We start from the raw sequence: 25,541 nt of genomic DNA, 5'->3' as shown, positions 1-25,541 counted from the left end.
CCGGCGGTTCCGCCGTCGTCGTTGTGGCGGTGATAACCATGCGCGGTTTCTTCCGTGATGCGCCAAAAGCCGAAAATGGTTTCATCTTCGCGGAAATTGTTTCGTCGCATCCGAGGCGACGAAACATTCGGCGGAAAACCCTAATCATTTCAGGCCGGTCGCGCCGCGGCACAAATTGGCTTGGCAAGCTCCGTTGCGCTCAAAGGCGTGCCGCACGTTGGCCGCTGTCATGCGCTCGCCTCACTCACTTCACACGCATTTTACGTTTCTCTGCTGAAGAGAAGCCCAAGCGAAGGCTGGGCTTTGTCGAACCGGGGGCGCGTCGGCTGCGACCCAAGCCATCGAAACCGAGAAGCTCCGGATCAACACCGGGCACATTTATCTGAGGGATGGCCAATATGACGGCGGGAAATCGCGCAACGGCGCGCGACGCGGCCCAACGGACGGACCGCGCCGAGCAACGGCCCATTCGCAGCCGCGCCGACGGGCCCGGCCCGATGGCGCTGCAATCTGGCCGCGGCTACGAGGCTGCGCCGCAGGCGTTCGTGCGGCTGACCGGCTCACATCTTGCGAAACCGCGCGTCAGCCGCAACCGCATCACTGAGTGAACGAACCGCGTCACTGTGAACGCAAGCGCGTCACGGAGTGAAGAACTCGCCGCACTTCTGGACGTTTGCGTCAGCCGGTCCCCACGGCATGATCGGCACGGTTGATGTCGAATTTTTGGGCGAGCCTTCGATCAACCTGTCCGAATAGACCATGTAAACCAGCACGTTGCGCTTGGCATCGCAGCCGCGCACGATCTGCATTTTCTTGAAGAACAGCGAGCGGCGCTTGCGGAACATGTCGTCGCCCTGCTCCATCTTGTCCTTGAACTTGATGGGGCCAATTTGGCGGCAGGCGAGCGAAACGTCCGAGACCTCCTCGGCGAGGCCGAGCCAGCCCTTGAAACCGCCCTTCTCGGGCACGGTAAAATGACAGGCCACGCCCTCCACCTCGGGATCGTCGAGGCCATAGGTCGCGAGCTTGTCGTTTGGGCTCATCCATTTGAACACGGTGGAGCGGCGGAAGATCAGATCCGGCTCGTCGGCAGCGGAAGCCGACGCCGCCGGCACGGCCAGCAGCAGGAGGAATAAAGCGAAGTCTTTCAAGCGGATGCTGGAAAGAGCGGGGAAACGAGATGACATGAAGTTCTCCGGTAACAAGTTCCCGCAATGTAGGCACGCGACCGCCCGTCAGGAAGGCGACCGGCAGCTCATCGTGGCCGCCGTTTACCGCTCTGTGAGGCTTTTTTGCTACGATTGGACAAAAGTAGCGGACGGCAGAACTGCCGTGCTGGTGAACGCGTATACCCTCTGCGACACTAATGTCTGATTTGGATTATGGATTCGAGGAATGACTAGCGTGAACGGGTCCCGTTTTGCTGCCGCGCCGGCACGGCTGTGGCAGTTCGCCATTTTGACGGCCGCGGGTGTGATCGGTACGACCAGCCAGGCAGAAGCAGCGTTTTACTACACGCCGGATTATTCGGACGGGTCCTACTACTCACGGCAGGTGCGGCGTCCCGACGAGCCGCAGCAGAAGCCGCAAAAGCGCGGCGCGGCAGCCAAGAACAAGAGCGAGGCGCGCGTCGAGAAGGAAACCGGCTCGAAACCGCAGGGGCCGCTGGTTATCGTCGTCTCGATCGACCGGCAGAAAGTGACGGTCTACGACTCCAACGGCGTGTTCGCGGAGTCTCCGGTGTCGAGCGGCATGAAGGGCCACTCCACGCCGATGGGCGTGTTCAGCATCATTCAGAAGCACAAATTCCACCACTCCAACATCTATAGCGGCGCGCCGATGCCGTACATGCAGCGGATCACCTGGTCCGGCATCGCCATGCATGCCGGCGTGCTGCCGGGCTATCCGGCTTCACATGGCTGCATCCGCATGCCGATGGCGTTCGCCGTGAAGATGTGGAACTGGACCAAGATGGGCGCGCGTGTACTCGTCACGCCCGGCGAGATGACGCCGCACAGCTTCTCCCATCCGATGCTCGCTTCGCTGCGCGTGCCGCCGCAACCGGCCGCAAGCCTCGAGCCCGCGACGCCTGTTGGCGACAAGGCGGACAAGGGCGCGCCCGAAGCCAAGGTCGCGGAAGCCAAGCCAGTTGAGACGAGAACCGCCAGCGCTGACGGCATACTCGAGCTGCGCTCCTCGGTCGGCCATCCCGTGATGTCGGATGTGACGACCGGCAATGCGTCGCTCCGTGAGGAGGCCGCACCGGCCCAAGCTGAAATCAAGTCCGCCGAAGCTTCCGAGCCGGCGAAGCAGCCCGAAGCGACCGCGAAGACGGATGAGACCGCCAAGCCCGCCGACGCCGCGAGCACCGAAGCGAAACCTTCTGAGGCTGTAGAAGCGCCCAAGGCGACCACGGACGAGAAGATCGAGGCTGCCAAATCGGAGCGGACCGATACTCCGAAGGCTGAAGCTCCGAAAACGGAAGCAGCAAAGTCCGAACCAGCCAAATCCGAGCCCGCCAAGGCAGAGGCGGCAACGGCGCCCGCGCCTGCCGCTTCGCCGGACGCGAAGAAGGATCAGACCCGCGTCGCCGATCCTGCCCCCGCTGCGAAGCCGGATCTGCCGAAGCGCGCCGGCCAGATTGCGGTGTTCATCAGCCGCAAGGATTCCAAGCTCTATGTGCGGCAGAACTTTTCGCCGCTGTTCGAGGTGCCCGTGACGATCGCCGCGAGCGACCGGCCGCTTGGCACCCATGTCTTCACCGCCGAGGTCGACAAGACCGACTCCAATGCGCTGCATTGGTCGGTGGTGTCGCTGCCCGTCGCGGTCCGCTCCTCCGCCGCCCGTGAGGACGATGGTCACGTGACGCGTCGCCAGCGCGGCGCCGCCGTGATCCCCGTCGCGGCGAAGCCCGTGATCACGCCCGACAGTCCAGCCGAGGCGCTGGACCGCATCTCGATCCCGGCCGACACCATGGCGAAGATCAACGAGATGCTGACCACCGGCGGCTCGGTCATCGTCTCCGACCAGGGCATCAACCAGGGCGAGACCGGCGAAGGCACCGACTTCATCGTCCGGCTGTACTAGAGCGTTTTCGAGCGAAGTGGATGCCGGTTCGCGTAAAGAAAACGCGTCAAAATAAGAATCTAGCACTTCACCGCGTCAGATAACGCGGTGTTGAGCAGGCCGATCGCAGTGGCGGAGTAAAGTGCATCCCGGATCATGTCGGGGGACGTCGCCATGCCAAATCGCAGGACTGTGCTCACCGCGGCGCTTCTCGCAGCGGCCACATCGGCAACGCGTGCTTTGGCCGATGGTGGAATGAGCCGAATCCCGGCTTACGCCTTCTCCTTCCCCGCTTTGTCCGGCGATGACATTCGCCTTGCCGCCTTCACCGGCAAGCCGCTGCTGATCGTGAACACAGCTTCGCTGTGCGGCTACACCCCGCAATATGCCGGACTGCAAGAGCTCTGGAGCGAGTTTCGCGAGCGCGGGCTCACGATCATCGGCGTGCCTTCCAACGATTTCGGCGGCCAGGAGCCCGGCGGCACCAGCGAGATTTCGGAGACCGCGCATCACCAATACGGCGTTACCTTCCCGATCGCGGCCAAGGCCGTCGTGGTCGGAGCGAAGGCGCATCCCTTCTACAAATGGGCCGCCGAGGCACGGCCGAGAGAGGTTCCGAAGTGGAACTTCCACAAATATCTGATCGGCCGCGACGGCTATATCGCCGAGGTATTTGCATCTGCGGTGGAGCCCGCCGATACGCGGATCAAGACGGCGGTCGCCAAGGCGCTGGCCGACAGTTAAGGGCACGTCGCTTCAAGACGCCTGGGCACAATTGTGGCAGAGCACCAAACATCCGTTGCAATGGCGATGGACCACCATCTAGGCTAAGATATCTGGGGCAGGAGTGGTTCTGCCGGAGGCGAAAAAGCCGCGGCCGAACAACGGGATCAATCTCGAGGACAACACCATGCGTGTGGCGGCAGGACTGATTTTGGCAAGCGCGATGTCTGTTGCGTTGACAGGCGCGGCATGGTCGCAGACTCCGGCTGCAAAACCCGCAGCTGCCACGCAAGCAGTACCGGCGGCAACGCCGGCCGCTGCTCCGGCTCCCGCAGCCCCCGTTGCTGCGCAACCAGCCGCCGCCTCCTTCCCGCCCCCACCGCAACAAGCGCCGCAGCCCGCGCGCGCCGCCTGCAACAATCCGAACGCGCTGGGTATCGCCCGCACCGTCGAGATCGACACCACCGGCGGCCCCGGCTTCGGCTTCGAGCATTTCAAGGAGCTCGACTTCCTGCGCGACAAGGAGGTCGTCCTGACCTTCGATGACGGCCCCTGGCCGCACAACACGCCGGCCGTGCTCAAGGCGCTCGCCGACCAGTGCACCACCGGAATCTTCTTCTCGATCGGTAAGCACGCCACCTATGAGCCGGAGATCCTGAAGCAGGTCTATGCGGCCGGCCACGTCGTGGGCACGCATACCTGGTCGCATGCCAATCTCAACAACAAGAAGCTGACCGAAGCACAGCGCAAGGAAGAGATCGAGAAGGGCATCAGCGCCGTGAAGTGGGCGCTTGGCGGCATCTCGCCCGCAGCGTTCTTCCGCTTCCCCGCGCTGCAGCATCCGCCTGAGATGGTCACCTATCTCGGCAACCGCAACGTCGCGATCTTCTCCTGCGACATCGACTCCTTCGACTTCAAGGCCTCCAAGCCAGAGAAGGTGATCGACACCGTGATGAAGGGGCTCGAGAAGAAGGGCAAAGGCATCATCCTGATGCACGATTTCCAGAAGCACACAGCGGAAGCCCTGCCCGAGCTTCTGAACCGCCTCAAGGCCGGCGGCTACAAGGTCGTGGCGATGCGCGCCAAGGCGCCGGTCGCCTCGCTCCCCGAATACGACCAGGAGCTGATGAAGGACGTCAAGCTGCCGACGGTCAGCACACGGCCGGTCAACAGCGTCGTGACGACGGTCAACGAATAGCTGTCGCATTGTCTCTCCGCCTCGAAGGTTACGTCATCGTCTCCGCGGACGGCATGCTTGCCGACGCGGGTCATGTCATGCCCGACACCCTGAAATTCGAGGGCGACAAACGCTTCTTCGAGCAGGCGCTCGATCGCGCCGCCTTGATCGTGCACGGCCGTCACTCGCACGAGCAGCAGCCGAACTCGCCGAAGCGCAGGCGGCTGATCATGACGCGCAAGATCAAGGCCCTCACCGTCGATCCCGAGATGCCGAACGCGACCTTGTGGAATCCGGATCATGCGAGCTTCGAGGAGGCCTGCGCGTTTGCCGGCGTCGCCTCCGGCATGGTCGCGATCATCGGTGGCCCCGTCGTGTTCGACCTGTTCATGGATCGCTACGACACGTTCTGGCTGTCGGAAGCCCCGCATCTGCGCCTGCCCGGCGGCGAAGGCTGTTTCGTCGGCGTGCCGGAGCGGACGCCGCGCGAGGTGCTGGCTTCACACGGGATGAAGCCGGGCGCGCCGTATCTGCTCGACGCGGCGGATGAGGTGACGGTGACGCCGTGGCGGCGGGGCTAAACCAGTCGATCCGCGCTACGGCGTCGGAAGATGATAGACCAGCGAACCGCGCAGCGTGTGGACCGTGCCGCCCGCGCTCACGCTGGTGAAGAGGAGACCATCCGTCAGATCGTCACGCGTTGCCACATGGGTCATGCGATACTCGGCACGGGCCGAGATACTGTCGCTGAAGAAGCGCTCGAAGCCGGCACCGAAGGTGGCGCCATGATATTCGCGCTCCGGACTGGTGCTCTGAATGCCGAAGACGCTGTAGGTGAGGGATCGCGCGGTCGAGCCGGTATAGCCGCCGAGCAGATAGACGAGCGTCTCCGGCGAAACGAGATAGCCGGCGCGTCCACCGACGGTCCAGGCCCATTTCACCGACGCGAGATCCGACGCGACCGTTGTTCCGGCGCCGGCACCCGTTGCCGTGATTTTGGCTCCGCCATTCGTTGCCGCGTCGATCAGGCCAAATGCGCCGACGACCCATTTCGGTGCAATCTGGCGATCATAGCCGATGGTGAAGGTGCCGCCGACGTCGGCGCCGCCAAGGCCGGCTGCGTTGAAATCCAGCGCGCCGGGAAGCGAGGCCGCGACATGGGGCGTGAGCGCATCGCCCCCGATGCCTGCACCGACATAAACGCCGGTCCATGCTGGACTGATCACCGGCGCGGCCGCTGCCGTCGTCGCAGGGCCGCCGAACTGCCCGAAACGATAGGCGGCGCCGATCCGGATCACGTGCTCGGAGAGGTCGGTGGTCCAGACCGCGCCGAGCGGGTCGAGCGTCGTGTTGTGGCCAAGCGCGACATAGCGATATTCGCCGCGCAGCGACACATTGCTGGTGAGACGATATTCCGCACCGGCGCCGACCGTGTAGCCGCGCGAAGTCTGAGCCGATTCCTGCATCGTGAAAACAGGGCCGCCGAACGTGGCCGTGGCGTTCCAATTGTTGATGCGCATCTGGCTGTAGCCGGCGAGGCCGTAGAGCAGGATATCGGGCGTCGCCAGAAATCCCGCACGACCGCCGATCGTCCAGCCCTGGTCGAGCGACGGCATCACGGCAGACAGATTTGCCGCCCCGAAGAGCGTTACGTTGACTGCCGTGCGCTGGCGCGACCAGTCGTAATCTACGAAGCCGCCGACCACGAACCGCGGCGCAACCTGGACGTCGAAGCCGGCGAAAGCCGACAATCCGAGATCGGCGCCCTGCAAGCCGTCGAGATCGAAAATGGCCGGACCGCCGCCAACCGGGGTCAGGTTCGAGCGGCCCGACGCGAAGTCGAAGCCCAGTCCTGCACCGACATAAAACTGGGTCCAATTCGCCACCGAGGCCAGTTGCGGGGGCGCCTTCACGGGCAAGTCTGCGGCTTCGGCCGCCGTTACGGCAAAGGCCGCGACATGCGCCGCTCCCAGAACAGCCGCCGCACGCACCACCCGTCGCTTCGAATGAACCAAGTCCCGCCCCCATCGCCTCGTGCCGGTTGCGCCCATACAACCGATCGACCGGTCATATTCTGCGCCGGGACAATCCGACAAGCCGACAAACGAGCGCGCGCGACAGCGGCCACGATTTTGTGGAACCGCTGTGATCTCAAAGCCATGATCTGTGAATGAGGGTTCACGCGATCGCCACGCGAAGACGCCCTGGAGCGGCTACACGTCCCCGTAGGCCGTCTCGGCCGAGCGTGTGGCGCGGCCATAGCCCATGATCATGAACAGCGCGCCGATGATCGAGAGATTCTTCAGCGCGTCGACCAGCATCTTGCCGTTCTCGGGCGCCGCCTGGTTCCAGAAATCGTAGAAGAAGAAGGTCGCGACCGCGACGTAGATGATCAGCAGCATCGCAAAGAAGCGCGCGCCGAAATTCAGCGCGATCATCAGGCCTGCGATGATCTCGAGCACGCCGACCGCGATCGCCAGCAGCTGCGGCGTGGTCATGGCGGTCGCCGCCTCGATCTGCTTGGCGTAAGGCGCGATCATCTCGGGCACCACGACCTTGGTGGCGATGAAGTCTGCCGTCGCCTGAATGGCGAAGAGCTTGGTGGCGCCCGTGTAGATGAACAGCACGGCGAACAGGATTCGCCCGAAAGTCACGAACGCTGGCATGATCGGCCTCTTGGCTCAGGCTTTTTGAAACCGGAATTTCGACGAACGCACCGGGCGATTATGGAGCGTCGTTCGCTGGTTTACAAACGGGGAAATGGCGAAAACCGTTTTGAAAAGGTTGAAGTGCTGACACGCCAGAAATGCGCTCCCTCGCCCCGCAAGCGGGGCGAGGTGAAGCGACGTCGCCTCAGGTAAACAACGTCGGCTGCTGCCGCGCTGCACGCTCCTGCGCTTCCACCACGGCGACTGCGGTCATGTTGAGAATGCCGCGCGCGGTCACCGAGGGGGTAAGGATATGCGCAGGGCGCGCCGGGCCGATCAGGATCGGGCCGACGGGCAGCGCATCCGCGAGCGACTTGATCATCTGATAGGCGACATTGGCGGTGTCCAGCGTCGGCATGATCATGATGTTGGCTTCACCCTCGAGCTTGGAGTGCGGCAGCACCATCTTGCGCGCTGCGGCCGAGAGCGCGGTATCGCCCTGCATCTCGCCGTCGGCCTCGATCTCCGGATGCTTTTCCTTCAACAACTGGGTCGCCCGGCGCATCTTGCGCGAGGAATCGGTGTCGTAGCTGCCAAAATCAGAATGCGAGACGAAGGCGATCTTCGGCTTGATGTTAAAGCGCTGGACGTGCACCGCCGCGAGCGAGGCGATCTCGGCAAGCTCTTCCGCACTCGGATTGGGGCGCACCTGGGTGTCGGCGATGAAGAAGGCGCCCTTGCTGGTGATCAGCAGCGCCAGCGCGGCATAGTCGCTGATGCCAGTCTGGAAGCCGACGATCTCGCGGACGTGACGTAGATGATGCATATAGCGGCCCTCGACGCCGCAGAGCATGGCGTCCGCCTCCCCGCGCATCACCGCGAGCGCCGCGATCACCGTGTTGTTGGTGCGCACCACCGTGCGGGCCGCATCCGGCGTCACGCCGCGGCGGCCGGCGACCTCGACATAGGACTGCACATAAGAGCGGTAGCGCGGATCGTCCTCGGGATTGACGAGGTCGAAATCCTTGCCCGCCTTGATCGACAGGCCGAAGCGCTTGATGCGCGCGTCGACCACGGACGGACGGCCGACCAGGATCGGCGTCGCCAGCTTCTCCTCCAGCACCACTTGCGTCGCGCGCAGCACGCGCTCGTCCTCGCCTTCGGCGTAGATCACGCGCACCGGCTGGGTCTTGGCCTTCGCGAACATCGGCTTCATGACGAGGCCGGAGCGGAAGGCGAAGCGTTCCAAGAGAGCTGTGTATTCGTCGAAATTGGTGATGGGACGCGTCGCGACGCCCGATTCCATCGCGGCCTTGGCCACGGCCGGCGAGATGCGCAGAATCAACCGTGGATCAAAGGGACTCGGGATCAGCGAGCCCGGGCCGAACCCTTGCGTCTCGCCGGTGTCAAAGCCTTGTGCCACCGCATCCGATGGCGCCTCGCGCGCAAGCTGCGCGATAGCTTCGACGGCAGCGTGCTTCATCTCCTCGTTGATCGCGGTGGCGCCGACGTCGAGCGCACCGCGGAAGATGAAGGGAAAACAGAGGACGTTGTTGACCTGGTTCGGATAGTCGGAGCGCCCGGTGCAGATCATCGCGTCGGGGCGGGCTTTGCGCGCCTCCTCCGGCATGATCTCCGGCGTCGGGTTGGCGAGCGCCATGATCAGCGGCTTGTCGCCCATCGCCTTGGCCATCTCGGGCTTGAGCACGCCCGGCGCCGAAAGCCCGATGAAGATGTCGGCGCCGCCGATGACGTCGCCGAGCGTGCGCTTGTCGGTCTTCTGCGCATAGACCGCCTTCCAGCGGTCCATCGTGGTGTTGCGGCCCTCGTGCACGAGACCGTCGATGTCGCAGACCCAGATGTTCTTGCGCTGCGCGCCCATCGACACCAGGAGATTGAGCGTCGCGATCGCGGCCGCCCCTGCCCCCGAAGCCACGATCTTGACGTCCGACAGCTTCTTGCCGTTCAGCCGCAATCCGTTGGTGACGGCAGCGGCAACGATGATCGCGGTGCCGTGCTGGTCGTCATGGAAGACCGGGATCTTCATGCGCTCCTTCAGCTGCGCCTCGATCTCGAAGCACTCCGGCCCACGGATGTCCTCCAGATTGATGCCGCCGAACGTCGGCTCGAGCGCCGCCACCGTCTCGACCACGCGCTCGATGGTGTCGGCGGCGATCTCGATGTCGAACACGTCGATGCCGGCGAATTTCTTGAACAGGACCGCCTTGCCCTCCATCACGGGTTTTGAGGCGAGCGGGCCGATGTTGCCGAGGCCGAGCACCGCGGTGCCGTTCGAGACCACGGCGACCAGATTGGCGCGGATCGTCAAGGTCGCTGCTTCGGCCGGGTTCTTGGCGATCTCCATACAGGCGGCGGCAACGCCTGGAGAATAGGCAAGCGCGAGGTCGCGCTGGTTGGCGAGCGGCTTGCTCGCCTGGATCTCGAGCTTTCCGGGGCGCGGCAGACGGTGATAGGCCAGCGCCGCCTGGTGGAGATCATCAGAATAGGAGGACATGCGGTGTCTTGCCTCGCGTTACCGGCCTCAAACTACGTTGTCCTGACCGGTCTGTCGCGGGTCGCGGTATTCCGGGTCATGGAAACGGGATGAAGCACGGCCGGCGCCCCGGTGGCAACATCCGATTGCGCCCCCATCAACAGGGCGCGCGGTCAAATATTTGAAAACCATAGCTTTCCCTAGACCGCACACCGCTTTGCGAATATGGCAGGTTGCGCAGTGCAAAATGGGCAACTGGAGCTGAAGAATGAAACGAATCCTGATCGGCCTAGTCGCGGTGATCGTGCTCGCCGCGGGCGGATGGTTCGGCTTCAATCTCTACGTCCAGCATCGCGCCACCGCCGAGGTCGAGGCGGCCTTCGAGCAGCTCCGCGCCGGCGGCGGCAAAGCCAGTCACGGCAAGGTGGCGTTCGACCTGACGAGCCGGACATTGACTGTCGAGGACATCGCGGTTGAGCCTGCCGAGCAGCCGCAGGCGCATGTCAAAATCGCCGCCATCAAGGGCGTAGGCGTCCGCCAGGTCGATGAGAGACGCTTCGCAGCCGACAGCATCGATATCTCGGGCTTCGAAATTGCGCTGGACGAGGTCGGCCCCGGGAAGCTGAAAGTCTCCTACAAGGTCCCGCAGTTGACCATGCGGGATTACGCCGGCCCGCTTCGCGCGCCGAACCCACCGGCGTCAGGCTCGCTGATCGACATGTATCGATTTGTGCTCGAGCAGTATGCGAGCGTGACCGCATCTTCAGTCACGGCGCCGACCCTTGCGGTCACCTTCGACGCCGGAAAGGGCGGCAGCGGCGAGATCGCCTATTCGGGTCTCGCGATCCAGAAGCTCGGCCAGGGCAAGGTCGACGCGATGAAGGTGGACCGTGCCAACTTCACGATGAACCTGCCGCAGCCGGGCAAGGCGGACAAGCTGACCGGCGAGATATCCGACATCATCATCAATGATTTCGACTCGACCGGGATCGCCGCCGCGCTCGACCCGCAGAAAGCCAATGACGACAGCTATCATCGTGTCTACGGGCAGATCTCAAGCGGCTCTTATGTAGCGACGTCGACGCTGGGCATGCGGATGCAGGTCGATGGGATCGCCGTCACCGACATTGCGGTGCAGCCGTCAAAATTCCGGCCGGCCGAGATCCTGGCGCTGCTGCCGGCAGACCGTTCGGCTCTGCCGACACCGGCGCAATCGCGCGAGATGATGGAGAAGGTCGCCGGCTTCTATGAGGGCCTTCGCGTCGGCAAGATCGAGATCGGCACCATGTCGATGACGACCCCGCAAGGGACGCCCCGGCTCAGGGCCATCAAATACAGGGAGGGCGAGCTCGCGATCGAGGGCCTCGATGCACCGACGCCGCAAGGGCAAATCAAGATGGAGCGCTTCGCGCTCAAGTCCTTCAATATCGCAAACCTGATGCACTGGGCCGCGAGCCTCACCAATCCCGGGCAGCCCCCCTCGCCGGATCAGATGCTCGGCCTGTTCCGGGTGCTAGCGGGCGCGGAAATCAAGGGCGTGGTCTCGCCCTACAAGAACACCCGGCAGCTCGTCACCATCGATACGATCAGCCTGGACTGGGGCCAGCTGGTCGGATCGATCCCGAGCAAGGCCAATCTGGTCGTGAAGATGGTCTCCCCCACCGACCCGACCAGTCCGGCGCAACGGCCGCTGATCATGGCGGGCGTCGACAAGCTCGCGATCGACCTCGATCTCGGCGCCGCCTGGACGGAGTCGTCCGGCACGTTCGCGCTCGCACCAGCAACCATCGATCTCGGCAATCTCGCCAAGGCGCAAGCCCGCTTCGCGCTCGCCAACGTGCCGCGTGGCGTGTTCACGGCCGACCCGGTGCAGGCCATGGGTCAGGCGGGGCAGATCGAGACCGGTGCGATCGAGCTCTCCTTGCGCGACAGCGGCGTCGTCGATCTCGTCGTAGCGCAGTTCGCGCGGATTCAGAACGTCAGCCGCGACGCCGCGCGCAGCGCCATCGTCGAAATGATCCGGGCGCAGGGCGAGAGGATCGTCTCCACCAATCCCGACGCCAAAACGGCAGTGGATGCGCTCGCGAGCTTCGTTGCGACATCGGGGCAAACGCTCACGATTAAGCTGACGCCGCTCGGCAAGGTGCCGGTGGTCCAGCTCATGAACGCCCTCAACAGCGAGCCGATTGTCGCGTTGGCGCAGTTCAGGATCGAGGCGTCGACGGGGTTGTAGTTGGTCTCGTGTCCCGGACGCGGCGCGGCATGAAATGACGCGACGCAGAGCAGGGATCCACAGAGGCCGCTGTTCGCCGAGAAATGGGCCCCGGTTCTGCAGCGCACCGCTGAAGAAGCGCTGCGCTGCGTCCGGGGCACGCATTCACTTCTGCGGCAGGTTCACCCGCACATGCAGCTCGCGGAGCTGCTTGGTGGTGGCGTCCGACGGCGCGCCCATCAGGAGGTCCATGGCCTGCTGGTTCATCGGGAACAGCGAGATCTCGCGCAGATTGTTGGTGCCGCACAAGAGCATCACGATACGGTCGACACCCGCGGCCATGCCACCATGCGGCGGCGCGCCGTACTGGAAGGCGCGATACATGCCGCCGAACCGCTCGACCACTTCCTGCTCGCCATAGCCCGCGATCTCGAACGCCTTCACCATCGCTTCCGGCACGTGGTTGCGGATGCCGCCCGAGGCAATCTCGTAGCCGTTGCAGGTGATGTCGTACTGGAACGCCTTGATGGTCAGGGGATCCTGCCCCTTCAAGGCGTCGAGGCCGCCCTGTGGCATCGAGAACGGGTTGTGCGAGAAGTCGACCTTCTTGTCGTCCTCGTTGTACTCGTACATCGGGAAGTCGACGATCCAGGCGAGCTCGAACCGCTCCTTGTCGGTGAGGTTCAATTCCTCGCCGACCTTGTTGCGGGCCAAACCTGAAAACTTCCAGAACTTGTCGGGATCGCCGGCGACGAAGAAGGCGGCATCGCCTTCCTTGACGCCGACCTGCGCGCGGATCGCGGCGGTGCGCTCAGGCCCAATGTTGTTCGCGAGCGGACCTGCGCCCTCGCCGCCCTCGCGCCACATGATGTAGCCGAGGCCGGGCTGGCCCTCGCCTTGAGCCCACGAATTCATGCGGTCGCAGAAAGCACGCGAACCACCGCCCGGCGCCGGGATCGCCCAGACCTGGTTCTTGGGATCTTCGAGCATGCGCGCGAACACCTTGAAGCCGGAGCCGCGGAAATGTTCGGAGACGTCCTGCATCTCGATGGGGTTGCGCAGGTCCGGCTTGTCGCTGCCATATTTGCGCAGCGCCTCTGCGAACGGAATTCGGCGCCAGTTCTTGCTCACTGGCTTGCCCTTGGCAAACTCCTCGAACACGCCGGTGATCACGGGCTCCATCGCAGCGAAGACGTCTTCCTGCGTGACAAAACTCATCTCGACGTCGAGCTGGTAGAACTCGCCGGGCAGACGGTCGGCGCGCGGGTCCTCGTCGCGGAAACAGGGCGCGATCTGGAAATAGCGGTCGAAGCCCGACATCATCAAGAGCTGCTTGTACTGCTGCGGCGCCTGCGGCAGCGCGTAGAACTTGCCGGGATGGATGCGCGAGGGCACCAGGAAGTCGCGCGCGCCTTCCGGCGAGGATGCGGTCAGGATCGGGGTGTTGAACTCGAAGAAGCCCTGCCCCTCCATGCGCCGACGCATCGACTTGATAATTTCGATGCGCGTCATGATGTTCTGGTGCAGTTTTTCACGGCGCAGATCGAGGAAGCGATATTTGAGACGGATGTCCTCAGGATATTCCTGGTCTCCGAACACGGGCAGCGGCAGGTCGCCGGCCGGACCGAGCACCTCGATCTCGCTGACATAGACCTCGACCTTGCCGGTCGGCAAATCGTCGTTGTCGGTGCCCTCGGGGCGGCGGCGGGCCTTGCCGTCCATCCGCACCACGAATTCCGAGCGCAGCTTCTCGGCCTGCGAGAACGCCGGCGAATCCGGATCGACCACGCACTGGGTCAGGCCGTAATGGTCGCGCAGGTCGATGAACAGCACGCCGCCATGGTCGCGAACGCGATGGACCCAGCCCGAGAGGCGAACTGTCTCGCCGATGTTGCTCTCGCGGAGATCGCCGCATTTATGTGACCGGTAGCGATGCATGGTCGTCCCAAATTCAATGTCGGAGGGGTCGAATCGAGCGTCCCAACGGGCCTGCCCGAATTGCGGAGGGTTTACCCGACGAGGCCCGGGGCGGCAACCAAGGGAACGGTCCGTTTTGGGGCCGAACCGCCCATTTTTAGCCAATCTGGGCCCGAGCCTTTGCCATCGAGCGTTCCAGCCTTATCTTGAGGCCATGACGGTCCATTTCCCCTTCCAGAACTCCTATTCGGCGCTGCCGGACAGCTTCTTTGCCCGGGTCGCGCCGACACCGGTCACGGCCCCCCGGCTGATCAAGCTGAACCGGCCGCTGGCGGTCCAGCTTGGGCTCGATCCCGACCTGCTTGAGACCCCGGAGGGCGCCGAGATCCTGGCCGGCAAGACGGTTCCCGCCGGCGCGGATCCCATCGCCATGGCCTATGCCGGCCACCAGTTCGGACATTTCGTGCCGCAGCTCGGCGACGGGCGGGCGATCCTGCTCGGCGAGGTCATCGATAAAAGCGGTGTCCGCCGCGACATCCAGCTCAAGGGCTCGGGGCCAACCCCGTTCTCCCGCCGCGGCGACGGCCGCGCCGCGCTCGGGCCGGTGCTGCGCGAATACATCGTCAGCGAGGCGATGTTCGCGCTTGGCATCCCGACCACGCGCTCGCTTGCTGCCGTCGTCACCGGCGAGCCGGTCATTCGTGAGACCGTGCTGCCCGGCGCAGTCTTGACGCGCGTCGCCGCGAGCCACATCCGCGTCGGCACCTTCCAATTTTTCGCCGCGCGCCGTGACACCGACGCGATCCGAAGGCTCGCCGATCACGTCATCGGCCGCCACTATCCGGAGCTGCTCGGTGCGGAGCGCCCCTATCACGCCCTGCTCGCCGGTGTGGTCGCGCGCCAGGCTGAGCTCGTCGCGCGCTGGCTGCTGGTCGGCTTCATCCATGGCGTGATGAACACCGACAACTCCTCGATCTCGGGCGAGACCATCGATTACGGCCCCTGCGCCTTCATGGATGCCTACAATCCCGCGCAGGTGTTCTCGTCGATCGACGAGGCGGGCCGCTACGCCTATGCCAACCAACCACGCATCGCGCTGTGGAATCTGACTCGGTTGGCGGAATGCCTGCTGCCGCTGTTCTCTGACGATCAGGAGAAGGCGGTCGAGCAGGCGCAGGACATTCTGGGCGCATTCCCCGAGACGTTCAGCAAAGCCTATCAGGCAGGCCTGCGCAAAAAGGTCGGCCTGTTCACGATGCGCGATGGCGACGAGGCGCTGATCCAGGACCTCCTGGATGCCATGGCGAAGAACCAGGCCGACTTCACCCTCACCTTCCGCAAGCTGGGTGATGCTGCTGGCGATGAAGCCAGCGTCGCCGACGTCCGCGCGCAATTCATGGATCCCGGCGCGTTCGACGATTGGGCCACACGCTGGCGCGAGCGCGCGGCGCTAGAGCCGCAGACCGCGGCCGAGCGGCAAGCGGCAATGCATGCCGTCAATCCGATCTTCATTCCGCGCAACCACCGCGTCGAAGCCGTGATCCAGGCCGCAGTGAATGATGACAATTATGCGCCGTTCGAGGAATTGGTGAAGGTGCTGGCGAAGCCGTACCAGGACCAGCCAGAGTACGCGGCCTACCAGAATCCGCCGCTGCCGGACCAGCGGGTGTTGCAGACGTTCTGCGGGACGTGACCCGGGCCGGGCTTCGTCCGCAGCCGTTCCGTCGAGCCGCCCATCGCCGGGCCGGCCACAGCGCCGCACTGCGGATTTTCCGATAATGGCATCATGCCACTGTTTTGCCCGACGCGTCAAAGCATGTCGAAAGACGCGTAAGCCGTTGTTCCGACAACCATCGGCTACTGTGCATGGGGTTGTTTTCGATATTTTTGTGAGCATGCGGCTCGGCGCCATCGCCAGCGCTTCCTGTGGAATTCGGGGCGCGCGGAACCACTGTCATCAAACTGAAACACTCGCGCTCTAACGGCCTGTCAGGGCCGTCTTGCCGGAGGCGTCCATCCTCCAACAGTCCTGACAAGCGCGCCATGCCCTTCAAATTCATCCACATTACCGACACGCATCTCGCGAATCCGGGGCTGAAGCTCTATGGCCTCGACCCGCGCGCCCGGCTCGATGCTGCGATTGCCGACATCAACACCCACCAGTCCGATGCCGCCTTCGCGGTCGTCACCGGCGATCTCACCCATTGGGGCGAGCCTGAATCCTACGCCAATTTCGCCGAGGCGCTGGCCGCGCTGAAAATGCCGTACATCGCCATGGTCGGCAACCACGACCGCCGCGTCGCCTGCCTCGACGGCCTCAAGGCGGCGCCGCGCGATCCTAACGGCTTCGTGCAGGGCACGCGGACCACCGAGCACGGTCTGTTCGTGTTCCTCGACACGCTGGACGAGACCAGCCATGCCGGCGAAATGTGCGCCAAGCGCCTTGGCTGGCTTGCGAGCACGCTGGCCGCCGCACCAGCCGATACGCCGCTCGTCGTCTTCATGCATCACCCGCCGTTCCCGGTCGGCGTGCACGCGATGGACGAGATCGCACTGAAGCAAAGCGCCGAATTTGCCGAGGTGATCGCGCCCTACCGGTCGCGCATTCGCCACCTCTTCTTCGGCCATGTGCACCGGCCGATTTTCGGCAGCTATGGCAAGATCCCCTTCTCCACCTTGCGCGGCACCAACCACCAGGTCTGGTTCGAGCTCGATGCTACGGCCACCGACCATCTGGCAAGCCACGAGCCGCCGGCCTATGGCGTAGTGCTGATCGACCAGGAGAACCTGGTCGTGCACAGCCACGACTTCCTCGACACCAGTCTGCGCTTCCCCTTCGCCGCGCCAGCGGGAATGGACGATCGCGACTATGCGCTCAATTTCCCGGCGCGGTGAGATGAGCCTCGCTGAACCCGCGGCTCTCCCGGTCGCGGCCTCGGCGCCGCCGCGCCTGCATCTCGCGAAGCGATTTTCCACCCGCTTCAAAGCCTCACTGCCGGCCTATTTGCTGCTGCTGCCCTCGCTGGTCTTCCTCGCGCTGTTCACTTATGGCGCGGTGGGGCGGGTGTTCATCGACGCGCTCTACCAGCGCGCCACACCGAAGGCGCCGGTCCGCTTCGTCGGCCTCGACAACATCAGCGCGGTGCTGGCGGACCCTGCCTTCACCGGCGCCGTCGTCAACAACCTCATCTACGCCGTCGGCACGGCGATCCCGAGCATTGGGCTTGCACTGCTGTTCGCGCTGGCGCTGTCGCGCACCAATGCGCTGACCAGCGCGCTGCGGGCCGCGCTGTTCCTGCCGGTGCTGATCCCGATGGTCGCGGCCTCGGCGCTGTTCCTGTTCATCTTCCTGCCCAATGTCGGGCTGCTCGACTACTACATCGGCCGCTTCCTTCCGGTGCTGCCGAACTGGCTCGGCGATTCCGACATCGCGCTTTATGCGATCATGGTCATCACGATCTGGAAGAACGCCGGCTACTACATGCTGTTTTTCCTCGCCGGCCTCCAATCCGTTCCGGAGGACGTCATGGAAGCCGCGCATCTCGACGGCGCCGGACCGTTCACGCGCTTTCGCCACATCATCCTGCCGGAGCTTAAGCCCACCTTCCTGTTCGTCACCGTGATCGCAATCCTCAATGCGGTGACGCAGGTCGACCACGTCTTCGTCATGACCAAGGGCGGCCCGTCGAACGCCACCAATCTCGTGCTGTTCTACATCTACCAGCAGGCGGTCGAGCATTACGACATCGGCAAGGCTTCGGCGGCGACGCTGCTGACGCTTGCGGCCTTGATGGCCCTCACCGCGCTCTCATTCCGGACGATGGCCAACCGCGAGGGCGGGGCGTGACGCTGATCGATCGCCTGTTCAAGGACACCCCGCTCGCCACCCGCCGCGAGATCACGCCGAAGCTTGGCTTCGTGCTGACCGTGCTGCTCGCGCTCGTCTGGCTGATCCCGTTCCTGTGGATGGGCGTGGCGACACTGCGCCCCGCGTCCGACGGCATCAATTTGATGGCCGAGTTGATGCCGAGCCTCAAACCGACGCTCGACAACATCAGGGACGCCTGGGAGATCGGCGATTTCCCGCGCTATTTCCTCAACACCACCATCATCTGCACCGGCATCCTGCTGGTGCAATTCGTCACGATCACGCTCGCGGGCTTCGCGTTTGCGCGGCTCGACTTCGCCGGCAAATCGCTGATCTTCTATCTGTTCCTGATGCAGCTCATGCTGGTCCCGGTGCTGCTGATCGTGCCGAACCTGCGCATCGTCGCGCAGTTCGGCCTCTACGACACGCTCGCCGGCGTGATGATGCCGTTCTTCGCCTCGGCCTTCGGCACCTTCCTGATGCGGCAGGCCTTTGAGGCCATTCCGACCGAACTCGAGGACGCAGCGCTGATCGACGGCGCCAGCCTGTCCCAGCGCATCCGCCACATCTATGTGCCGCTGTCGCTGCCGAGCTTCTCGGCGTTCGCCATCATCTCCGTCACCAGCCACTGGAACGACTTCCTGTGGCCGCTGATGGTGATCAATTCGCCGGACAAGCGGCCGCTCACCGTCGGTCTCTCGGTGTTCACCGCCACGGCCGAAGGCACACAGGCCTGGGGCACTATCGCCGCCGGCACGCTGATGGTGATTGCGCCGCTGCTCATCACCTTCCTCATTTTCCAGAAGCGCTTCATCAGCTCTTTCGTCACCTCAGGCATCAAATAGGAGATTTCTCGATGCTGTTTTCCCGCAGGCTCATGCTCGGCCTCGCCATCGCAGGTACCATCGCCTTCCCGGCGCTGGCCGAAGGCCCGACCGAGATCGATTTGTTCTTTCCCGTCCCCGTCGACGGTAAGCTCGCCCGCGACATGGGCACCTTGATCAAGGAGTTCAACGAGACCCATCCGGCGATCAAGGCAACCGCGGTCTATACCGGCTCCTATGACGACACGCTGATCAAGACGCGTGCCTCGATCAAGGCCGGCAAGCCGCCGGCCGCCGTGATCATGTCGGCCAACTTCCTGCTCGACATGCAGATCGAGAACGAACTCACCAATCTCGATTCCCTGATCGCCGCCGACGGCACCACCAAGGATCAGTTTCTCGGCCAGTTCTTCCCGGCGCTCCAGGGCAACGCGGTGATCGACCGCTCGGTCTACGGCGTGCCCTTCCACAATTCGACGCCGCTGCTCTACATCAACGCCGATCAGGCCAAGGAAGCCGGCCTCGATCCGAACAAGCCGCCGCAGACCTGGGCGGAGCTCACCGACTGGGCCAAGAAGCTCACCAAGCGCGAGGGCGACAAGGTCACCCGCTGGGGCATCGCGATCCCCTGCGCTTACGACTATTGCGGCTGGATGATGGAAACGCTCACCATGACCAATGGCGGGCGCTACTATAACGAGGAGTTCGGCGGCGAGGTCTATTACGACACGCCCTCGATGCAGGGCGCACTGACCTGGTGGAACGACCTCGTCTACAAGCACAAGGTCCACCCGCCCGGCGCCACGCCCGGTCCGGCCGTCAGCACCTCCTTCATCTCCGGCAACGCCGCGATGATGATGCTCTCGACGGGCTCGCTGACCTATGTGCGCGACAACGCAAAATTCGCCTACAAGGTCGCCTTCATCCCGCGCAACGTCCGCAACGCCGTGCCGATCGGCGGTGCCTCGCTGATCATTCCGGCAGGCCAGGAAGCCGACAAGCAGAAGGCGGCCTGGACGCTGATCAAGTGGATGACCTCGCCAGAGAAGAGCGGCTGGTGGAGCCGCGCCACCGGCTATTTCGCGCCGAACATGGCCGCCTACAAGACGCCTGACATGGTCGACTTCCTCAACAAGAACCCGGATGCCAAGACCGCCGTCGAGCAGCTCGACGTCGCCAAGCCCTGGTTTGCGACCTACAAGACCGTGCCGGTCCGCAAGACACTGGAGGACGAGGTGATGCTGGTTCTCAACGGCAAGAAGCAGCCGAAGGAGGCGCTCGCCGCCGCCCAGAAGGCCGCCGACGAGCTGCTCAAGCCGTACAACGCGGAGACGTCGCTGAAGCTGCCGTGAGGCCGGCGCTCATCGTACGAACAACATTCGGCGCTCCGCCGTGCGGGGCGCCGAAGACGTTTTGGTCAGTCGCAGCGCGTTAACCCCCCGTCCACCATCCGGCCCGGCCCGCCGCCGGTAACCACGACAATTAACAGACCCTCAATTCACCCCAGACAAGTCTAGCAATGTTGCTGAGGGATTTTGTCGTGGATTTGTTGGTTTTCGAGTTCCTGGGATTGGCGCTGGTCGCCATGTGCGTGATCGTGGTGGCGGTGCCCTGCGCGCGAAAACCCTCGCAGCGCATCCGCTACGAATAGGATTTTCGGCGGAAAAGTGCGATTCCGGCCCAAATGCAAGGCTCGAATTCGCTACGAGCCCCTTGACATCACAGCGCTTTCGGCAGAACGGCTGATATCAAGTGTCATGGGCCGTTCATGGATTTGATTACCACCACCGCTGACCTCGCGGCTGCCTGCAGCCGGCTGGCCAAGCACCCCGTCATTACTGTCGATACCGAGTTCCTGCGCGAAACCACCTACTACCCGCTGCTGTGCGTGGTGCAGATGGCAAGCGCCGAGGAAGCGATGGTCATCGACACCCTGGCCGAGGGCCTCGACCTCAAGCCGTTCTTCGAGCTGATGGCGAATGAGAGCGTGCTAAAGGTGTTCCACGCCGCCCGGCAGGATATCGAGATCATCTGGCACCAGGCCAATATTATCCCGCATCCGGTGTTCGACACCCAGGTCGCGGCCATGGTGCTCGGCTACGGCGACAGCATCGCCTACGACCAGCTGGTCGAGAAGGTCACCGGCCACCGCCCCGACAAGACCCACCGCTTCACCGACTGGTCGCGCCGGCCGCTGACCAAAGAGCAGATGCACTACGCGGTGTCCGACGTCACCCATCTGCGCGACGTGTTCGCGGCACTCGATGCCGACCTGAAGAAGCGCCGGCGCAGCGAATGGGTCTCCATCGAGATGGAAGTCCTGACCTCGCCCAAGACCTACGACTTCCACCCCGAGCGCGCTTGGGAGCGCTTGAAGACGCGCGTGCGCAAGCCGAAGGACCTCGCGGTGCTGATGGAGGTCGCGGCCTGGCGCGAGCAGGAAGCGCAGAGCCGAGACGTGCCGCGCGGCCGCGTGCTGCGCGACGAGGCCATCAGTGACATCGCAACCCACGCCCCGAACACGATCGAAAAACTCGCGCATCTGCGTTCGGTGCCGAAGGGGTTCGAGAAGTCCAAATGGGGCGCGGACATCGTTGCCGCGGTCGAGCGCGGGCTGGCGCGGGATCCAACCACGCTGCCGAAGCTGGAGAAGCCGCGCAACAATTCCAACGGTGCTGCGACCGTAGAGCTCCTGAAGGTCCTGCTGCGCATGACCGCAGAGCGCCACGCGGTCGCGAGCAAGGTGATCGCCACCGTCGACGATCTCGAGGAGATCGCAGCCGACGACGAGGCCGACGTGCCCGCCTTGCGCGGCTGGCGCCGCGAGCTGTTTGGCGATGCCGCGCTGAAGCTCAAGCGCGGCGAACTGGCGCTCGCGATCGAGAAGGGCCGCGTGATCGGGGTTCAGCGAGTGGAGGCAGTCAAGCCGTCATCCTGAGGTGCGCACCATGCGCAGCATGGCGAGCCTCGAAGGATGAACGGCCCCCGCTGCGGTCGATCGGGCCGTCGCCCTTCGAGGCTCGCCGAAGAGGCGAGCACCTCAGGGTGACGGTGATAGAGTCGGACCCGCCCTACGCCGGCGTCAGCTTCGCGACTTCCGGCTTCATGTCATCCAGCACACCCGAGATCGCGGCGATCAGCTCGTCGATCTGGGCCTTGGTGACGATCAGCGGCGGGCAGACGGCGATAGCATCCAGCATGTTGCGCGAGATCACGCCGCGCTCCTGGAGCATGCGGCTGGCCATGCCGCCGACCGCACCGGGCGTCGCCGCTGCCGTCTTGCGCCCCTTGTCGAGCACGAGCTCGAGGGCTGCGATCATGCCGACGCCGCGGACTTCGCCGACCAGCGGATGGCTGGTGAGTTCGCGCAGCTTGCCCTGCATATAGCCACCGAGCTCAGCGGCATGCGCGACCAGGCCGCGCTCCTCGATGATCTTGAGATTTTCCAGCGCGATCGCCGAGCCGACGGGATGGCCGCCCGCGGTAAAGCCGTGGCCGAGCACGCCGATCTTGTTGCTCTCGTCCGCGATCGGCTCGAACATGCGGTCGTTCAGGATAATCGCCGACAGCGGGAAATAGCTCGACGTGATCTGCTTGGAGACGACGATCGCATCGGGCTTGATGCCGTAGGTCTCGCAGCCGAACATCTTGCCGGTGCGGCCGAAGCCGCAGATCACCTCGTCGGCGATCAGCAGGATGTCGTATTTGTTGAGGACTTTCTGGATCTTGTCCCAATAGGTCGCCGGCGGCACGATGACGCCGCCCGCGCCCATCACCGGCTCGCCGAAGAAGGCCGCGATGGTGTCCGGCCCTTCCTTCTGGATCAGCGCGTCGAGCTCCTCGGCACGACGTGTCGCGAAGGCTTCCTCGCTCTCGCCGGGCGCGCCGTCCTTGTAGAAGTGCGGCGAGCCGGTGTGCAGGATGTTCGGCAGCGGCAGATCGAACGAGCGATGGTTGTTGGGCAGGCCGGTGAGGCTTGCGGATGCGATGGTGACGCCGTGATAGGCGCGCATCCGGCTGATCACCTTCTTGCGCTGCGGCTGGCCGAGCGCGTTGGAACGGTAGGCGATCAGCTTGAGGACGGTGTCGTTGGCCTCCGAACCGGAATTGGTGAAGAACACCTTGCTCATCGGCACCGGCGCGAGCGCAACCAGCTTCTCGGCCAGATCGATCGAGGGCCCATGCGATTTCGCGGAGAACGTGTGATAGAACGGCAGCGCCAGCATCTGCTTGTGCGCGGCATCGACCAGCCGCTTCTCGTTGAAGCCGAGCCCGACGCTCCACAAGCCGGCCATCGCCTCGAAATAGCGCTTGCCCGACGCGTCGAAGACGTAAGGCCCCTCGCCGCGCTCGATCACCAGGGGACCGGCCTGCTGATGGGCGCGGGCGTTGGTGTAGGAATGGAGCTGATAGGCCACATCCCGGGCTTCTTGCGAATTGGGCAGCATGGACATTGCGGGGATCCTCAGGTCTTCACGTCGCCAGCGCAGCCGGCTTCATCCCTTGGCTATTGCGATGAGGCAGAACTTGCAACGCCAATTCGTTGGCAACAAACGCCCAGCAGCGTTGCACAAAGCCGCACACGGACCGGCCCTCAGGCCGCGCCGTCGTCATCCTCACCGCCGGCAGCCTCAGCGGCCTCCCTCACCTCGACCAGCGCCATCGCAAGCAAATAGATGGTCGTCGGCAGGCCGATGCGGCGTGCCGTCTCGGCGGCACGCGACAGGTCGCTCGCCAGCTCCTTGAGTTCGTCTCCCCGTGACAATGTCCCACCCACCCATCCGCCGATCGCGTCCACCTAGACCGCGACGGCGCCGCTGGTTCTGATCAGTTCGGCGCTGGACCGGATCGTAGCAAAATTGCCGATGACATTCACCACCGACTGCTTGTAGGCGACCGCCTCACCCGTTCCCGGCCGCCGGCAGGCCACGGCGTCGCCAACCACTTGGTAGCGATGGCTGCGGTGAAACCCCTCGACAATTGTGGCCAGAATGGTTTCGTCGAGGGAAAAGCCGATCAGAACGCAGCGCACGTTGCGGATACTGGACATGTAATCCCCGAACCGCGACGAGCTGTAGGCCGAGGGTAGCGGGTGCTCGAACGTCATCTCACCGGGCCGCGGCTTCGTCTCGGCGATCCAATCGGTCAGCCTGGATGCCGGATTGAACCAGGCGGCCTGGGCAATGCGCTTCAGATGCATCACCGGCCAGAGATTGTTGCGCCACAGCGTCAGTAGTTCCAGGGAACGCGAGGTGGCGGCGTCGCCGTCGAGGATGACGTGGCGACGCCCCTGGGTCAGATATTCGACCTGGAGATCCGCGCAGACCAGGATCAGCGGATCGTCGTGGATGGAGACCGACATTGTCGTGCGCGTAGCTGCTCCGGCTTCAGCGATAGGCGGGCGCGGGGTCCCGCAGCGGCGATGTCACCGCCCGCCCCGCCGAGGCATCGAGCACGCCCGGCCGATCCCAATCGCCCTCGGGACGGATGATCACGTAAGGATCGCTGTCCAGCGTGATGGCATCCGGCCCCGGCTCGATCTCCAGCAGCATTTCCGTATAGGAGAAATCCGAGAAGGTGATCTTGCGGTTGTGGCCGAGCGGCTTGGCGCCGAAATGAGCCCAGAAATCGACCAACCGGTCCTGGGCCTGACCGTAGATCTTGCGAAACCCCTTGCGCTTCACATAGTCGACGCTCGCCTGCACCAGCTTGAACGAGACGCGTGAGCGCCGATATTGGTGACGCACCGCCAGCCGCTCGACCTTGGCGAAATCGCCGAAGAAGCGCACCCGCAGGCAGCCTGCAGGCTCGTTGCCGACGAAGCCGATGAAATGCGCGGCCACCATGTCGTTGCCGTCGAACTCCTCCTCGAACGGGCAATTTTGCTCGGCGAGATAGACCGCGGAGCGAATGGCGGTGACAAGCATGAGATCGCCCACATCGCGCGCGAGGCGGATAGTGATGGCGCGGGAGTCTGGCTTGGCGAGAGGAATCCTAGTGCCGTGCATCTGCAAAACTCCTTGCTTGGATGATCGCGCCCGGCATGCGCATTGACCGCCGGTTCCAGGGGCGCTCGTAACACCAGAGGTCGGACTGGAAACTTGGAACGGGCTCGAAGCCGGTCGCCTTCATGATGTCGCGTCCGGCCACGGTTGACGGGTGCGCATAGCAGTCGGCGTTGCGGAATCTTATCTGGCGCAGATGAGCCGCGGCTTTGCCGAGGCCCGCGATCCCGCGCCCCGTCGCCGCGATCGCCCAGATGTAGATGGCGGAAACCGCCTGGTCTGCCGAGGCAAGATGGCGCGTATCGGGCGCGGTCAGGCAAATCTCGTCGAGCAGCAACGCATCGTGCCCGCGATCGCTGAGGAACAGGAAGGCCATGCCACCGAGCAGATCGCCCTTTCGGCTGAAGGTCAGGAGGCTCTGGGGATCGCGGGCGACATATGTCGCAAGCTCCGCCGCCCCGACCCGCACGCCCGGCACCAGCCGATGCGCCATATCGCAAAGTGCGGCAATTTCGGAAAATTGCGCACAACGGACTTCGACGTCCGGGCTCAGCGGCAGCGCGTCGAAATCATGCCTTGCGGCAAACGAGCCCCTTTCCATACCGAT

Annotated in this window: 22 protein-coding genes; 12 read left to right on the top strand and 10 right to left on the bottom strand. The window is 64.1% G+C overall.

Features of this window, described 5'->3' with window-relative positions; genetic code table 11:
- Nucleotides 1–398: 398 nt before the first annotated feature.
- Entirely contained in the window at nucleotides 399–608 is a 210-nt protein-coding gene (locus UB31_RS02065; protein ID WP_045009659.1) for a hypothetical protein, read from the top strand.
- 30 nt (nucleotides 609–638) lie between these two features.
- Here UB31_RS02065 and UB31_RS02060 read toward each other — a convergent pair whose 3' ends face one another.
- The gene (locus UB31_RS02060) at nucleotides 639–1,187 is read right to left on the bottom strand and encodes a CreA family protein (protein ID WP_045009620.1); all 549 of its coding nucleotides are present in this window, start codon (nucleotides 1,185–1,187) and stop codon (nucleotides 639–641) included.
- Between the two features lie 208 nt (nucleotides 1,188–1,395).
- On the opposite strand from UB31_RS02060, the gene UB31_RS02050 reads away from it, so the two are divergent.
- The 4 genes from UB31_RS02050 to UB31_RS02035 all read left to right on the top strand — a co-directional run bounded on the left by UB31_RS02050 (nucleotide 1,396) and on the right by UB31_RS02035 (nucleotide 5,547).
- Nucleotides 1,396–3,087, top strand: coding sequence for a L,D-transpeptidase family protein (locus UB31_RS02050; RefSeq protein WP_045009619.1), 1,692 nt, complete (start codon nucleotides 1,396–1,398; stop codon nucleotides 3,085–3,087).
- 153 nt (nucleotides 3,088–3,240) lie between these two features.
- Nucleotides 3,241–3,810, top strand: a complete 570-nt coding sequence (locus UB31_RS02045; RefSeq protein ID WP_045009618.1) for a glutathione peroxidase — start codon at nucleotides 3,241–3,243, stop codon at nucleotides 3,808–3,810.
- Nucleotides 3,811–3,976: 166 nt separating this feature from the next.
- Nucleotides 3,977–4,987, top strand: a complete 1,011-nt coding sequence (locus tag UB31_RS02040) for a polysaccharide deacetylase family protein (RefSeq protein WP_045009658.1) — start codon at nucleotides 3,977–3,979, stop codon at nucleotides 4,985–4,987.
- A gap of 8 nt (nucleotides 4,988–4,995) precedes the next feature.
- Complete coding sequence (locus tag UB31_RS02035) at nucleotides 4,996–5,547, top strand: dihydrofolate reductase family protein (RefSeq protein WP_045009617.1); 552 nt, start codon at nucleotides 4,996–4,998, stop codon at nucleotides 5,545–5,547.
- Nucleotides 5,548–5,562: 15 nt separating this feature from the next.
- Here the strand turns inward: UB31_RS02035 and UB31_RS02030 are convergent, their stop codons facing one another.
- From UB31_RS02030 to UB31_RS02020, 3 genes are all read right to left on the bottom strand, one after another.
- Nucleotides 5,563–6,981 (bottom strand): outer membrane protein, encoded by a 1,419-nt coding sequence (locus tag UB31_RS02030; protein WP_245305932.1) that lies wholly within the window; start codon nucleotides 6,979–6,981, stop codon nucleotides 5,563–5,565.
- Between the two features lie 198 nt (nucleotides 6,982–7,179).
- Entirely contained in the window at nucleotides 7,180–7,632 is a 453-nt protein-coding gene (locus tag UB31_RS02025) for a DoxX family protein (RefSeq protein WP_045000263.1), read from the bottom strand.
- Between the two features lie 187 nt (nucleotides 7,633–7,819).
- On the bottom strand, nucleotides 7,820–10,129 hold the full coding sequence (locus tag UB31_RS02020) for an NADP-dependent malic enzyme (protein WP_045000264.1): 2,310 nt from the start codon (nucleotides 10,127–10,129) through the stop codon (nucleotides 7,820–7,822).
- Between the two features lie 247 nt (nucleotides 10,130–10,376).
- Between UB31_RS02020 and UB31_RS02015 the strand changes: the two genes are divergently transcribed.
- Complete coding sequence (locus UB31_RS02015; RefSeq protein WP_045009616.1) at nucleotides 10,377–12,341, top strand: aq_1923 C-terminal domain; 1,965 nt, start codon at nucleotides 10,377–10,379, stop codon at nucleotides 12,339–12,341.
- Between the two features lie 144 nt (nucleotides 12,342–12,485).
- On the opposite strand, the gene aspS is transcribed toward UB31_RS02015, so the two are convergent.
- Nucleotides 12,486–14,258: an aspartate--tRNA ligase gene (gene aspS / locus UB31_RS02010; protein ID WP_045009615.1), complete on the bottom strand. Its 1,773-nt coding sequence runs from the start codon at nucleotides 14,256–14,258 to the stop codon at nucleotides 12,486–12,488.
- A gap of 193 nt (nucleotides 14,259–14,451) precedes the next feature.
- Between aspS and UB31_RS02005 the strand changes: the two genes are divergently transcribed.
- The 6 genes from UB31_RS02005 to rnd all read left to right on the top strand — a co-directional run bounded on the left by UB31_RS02005 (nucleotide 14,452) and on the right by rnd (nucleotide 21,867).
- The gene (locus UB31_RS02005) at nucleotides 14,452–15,930 is read left to right on the top strand and encodes a protein adenylyltransferase SelO (RefSeq protein ID WP_045009614.1); all 1,479 of its coding nucleotides are present in this window, start codon (nucleotides 14,452–14,454) and stop codon (nucleotides 15,928–15,930) included.
- A gap of 350 nt (nucleotides 15,931–16,280) precedes the next feature.
- Entirely contained in the window at nucleotides 16,281–17,132 is an 852-nt protein-coding gene (locus UB31_RS02000; protein WP_045009613.1) for a phosphodiesterase, read from the top strand.
- A gap of 1 nt (nucleotide 17,133) precedes the next feature.
- Entirely contained in the window at nucleotides 17,134–18,084 is a 951-nt protein-coding gene (locus tag UB31_RS01995; protein WP_045009612.1) for a carbohydrate ABC transporter permease, read from the top strand.
- Complete coding sequence (locus UB31_RS01990) at nucleotides 18,081–18,950, top strand: carbohydrate ABC transporter permease (RefSeq protein ID WP_045009611.1); 870 nt, start codon at nucleotides 18,081–18,083, stop codon at nucleotides 18,948–18,950. The genes UB31_RS01995 and UB31_RS01990 overlap by 4 nt, the downstream gene beginning before the upstream one ends.
- Before the next feature lie 11 nt (nucleotides 18,951–18,961).
- On the top strand, nucleotides 18,962–20,281 hold the full coding sequence (locus tag UB31_RS01985) for an ABC transporter substrate-binding protein (RefSeq protein ID WP_045009610.1): 1,320 nt from the start codon (nucleotides 18,962–18,964) through the stop codon (nucleotides 20,279–20,281).
- 416 nt (nucleotides 20,282–20,697) lie between these two features.
- Nucleotides 20,698–21,867 carry a ribonuclease D gene (rnd, locus tag UB31_RS01980; RefSeq protein ID WP_045000276.1) on the top strand — a complete coding sequence of 390 codons (1,170 nt, stop codon included), beginning with the start codon at nucleotides 20,698–20,700 and terminating at the stop codon, nucleotides 21,865–21,867.
- 133 nt (nucleotides 21,868–22,000) lie between these two features.
- Here the strand turns inward: rnd and UB31_RS01975 are convergent, their stop codons facing one another.
- The 5 genes from UB31_RS01975 to UB31_RS01955 all read right to left on the bottom strand — a co-directional run bounded on the left by UB31_RS01975 (nucleotide 22,001) and on the right by UB31_RS01955 (nucleotide 25,535).
- Nucleotides 22,001–23,383: an aspartate aminotransferase family protein gene (locus tag UB31_RS01975; protein ID WP_045009609.1), complete on the bottom strand. Its 1,383-nt coding sequence runs from the start codon at nucleotides 23,381–23,383 to the stop codon at nucleotides 22,001–22,003.
- Nucleotides 23,384–23,523: 140 nt separating this feature from the next.
- Nucleotides 23,524–23,694, bottom strand: a complete 171-nt coding sequence (locus UB31_RS42020; protein WP_197087108.1) for a hypothetical protein — start codon at nucleotides 23,692–23,694, stop codon at nucleotides 23,524–23,526.
- A 33-nt stretch (nucleotides 23,695–23,727) separates the two neighbouring features.
- Nucleotides 23,728–24,291 (bottom strand): isochorismatase family protein, encoded by a 564-nt coding sequence (locus tag UB31_RS01965; RefSeq protein WP_045009607.1) that lies wholly within the window; start codon nucleotides 24,289–24,291, stop codon nucleotides 23,728–23,730.
- A 25-nt stretch (nucleotides 24,292–24,316) separates the two neighbouring features.
- Nucleotides 24,317–24,937 (bottom strand): GNAT family N-acetyltransferase, encoded by a 621-nt coding sequence (locus UB31_RS01960; RefSeq protein ID WP_045009606.1) that lies wholly within the window; start codon nucleotides 24,935–24,937, stop codon nucleotides 24,317–24,319.
- The gene (locus UB31_RS01955; RefSeq protein ID WP_045000284.1) at nucleotides 24,924–25,535 is read right to left on the bottom strand and encodes a hypothetical protein; all 612 of its coding nucleotides are present in this window, start codon (nucleotides 25,533–25,535) and stop codon (nucleotides 24,924–24,926) included. The genes UB31_RS01960 and UB31_RS01955 overlap by 14 nt, the downstream gene beginning before the upstream one ends.
- Between the last annotated feature and the right edge of the window lie 6 nt (nucleotides 25,536–25,541).

Source organism: Bradyrhizobium sp. LTSP849 (assembly GCF_000938255.1).
Taxonomy (GTDB): domain Bacteria; phylum Pseudomonadota; class Alphaproteobacteria; order Rhizobiales; family Xanthobacteraceae; genus Bradyrhizobium.
The sequence above is the reverse complement of the archived record's forward strand: the minus strand, read 5'-3'. Positions and strand labels throughout refer to the sequence as shown.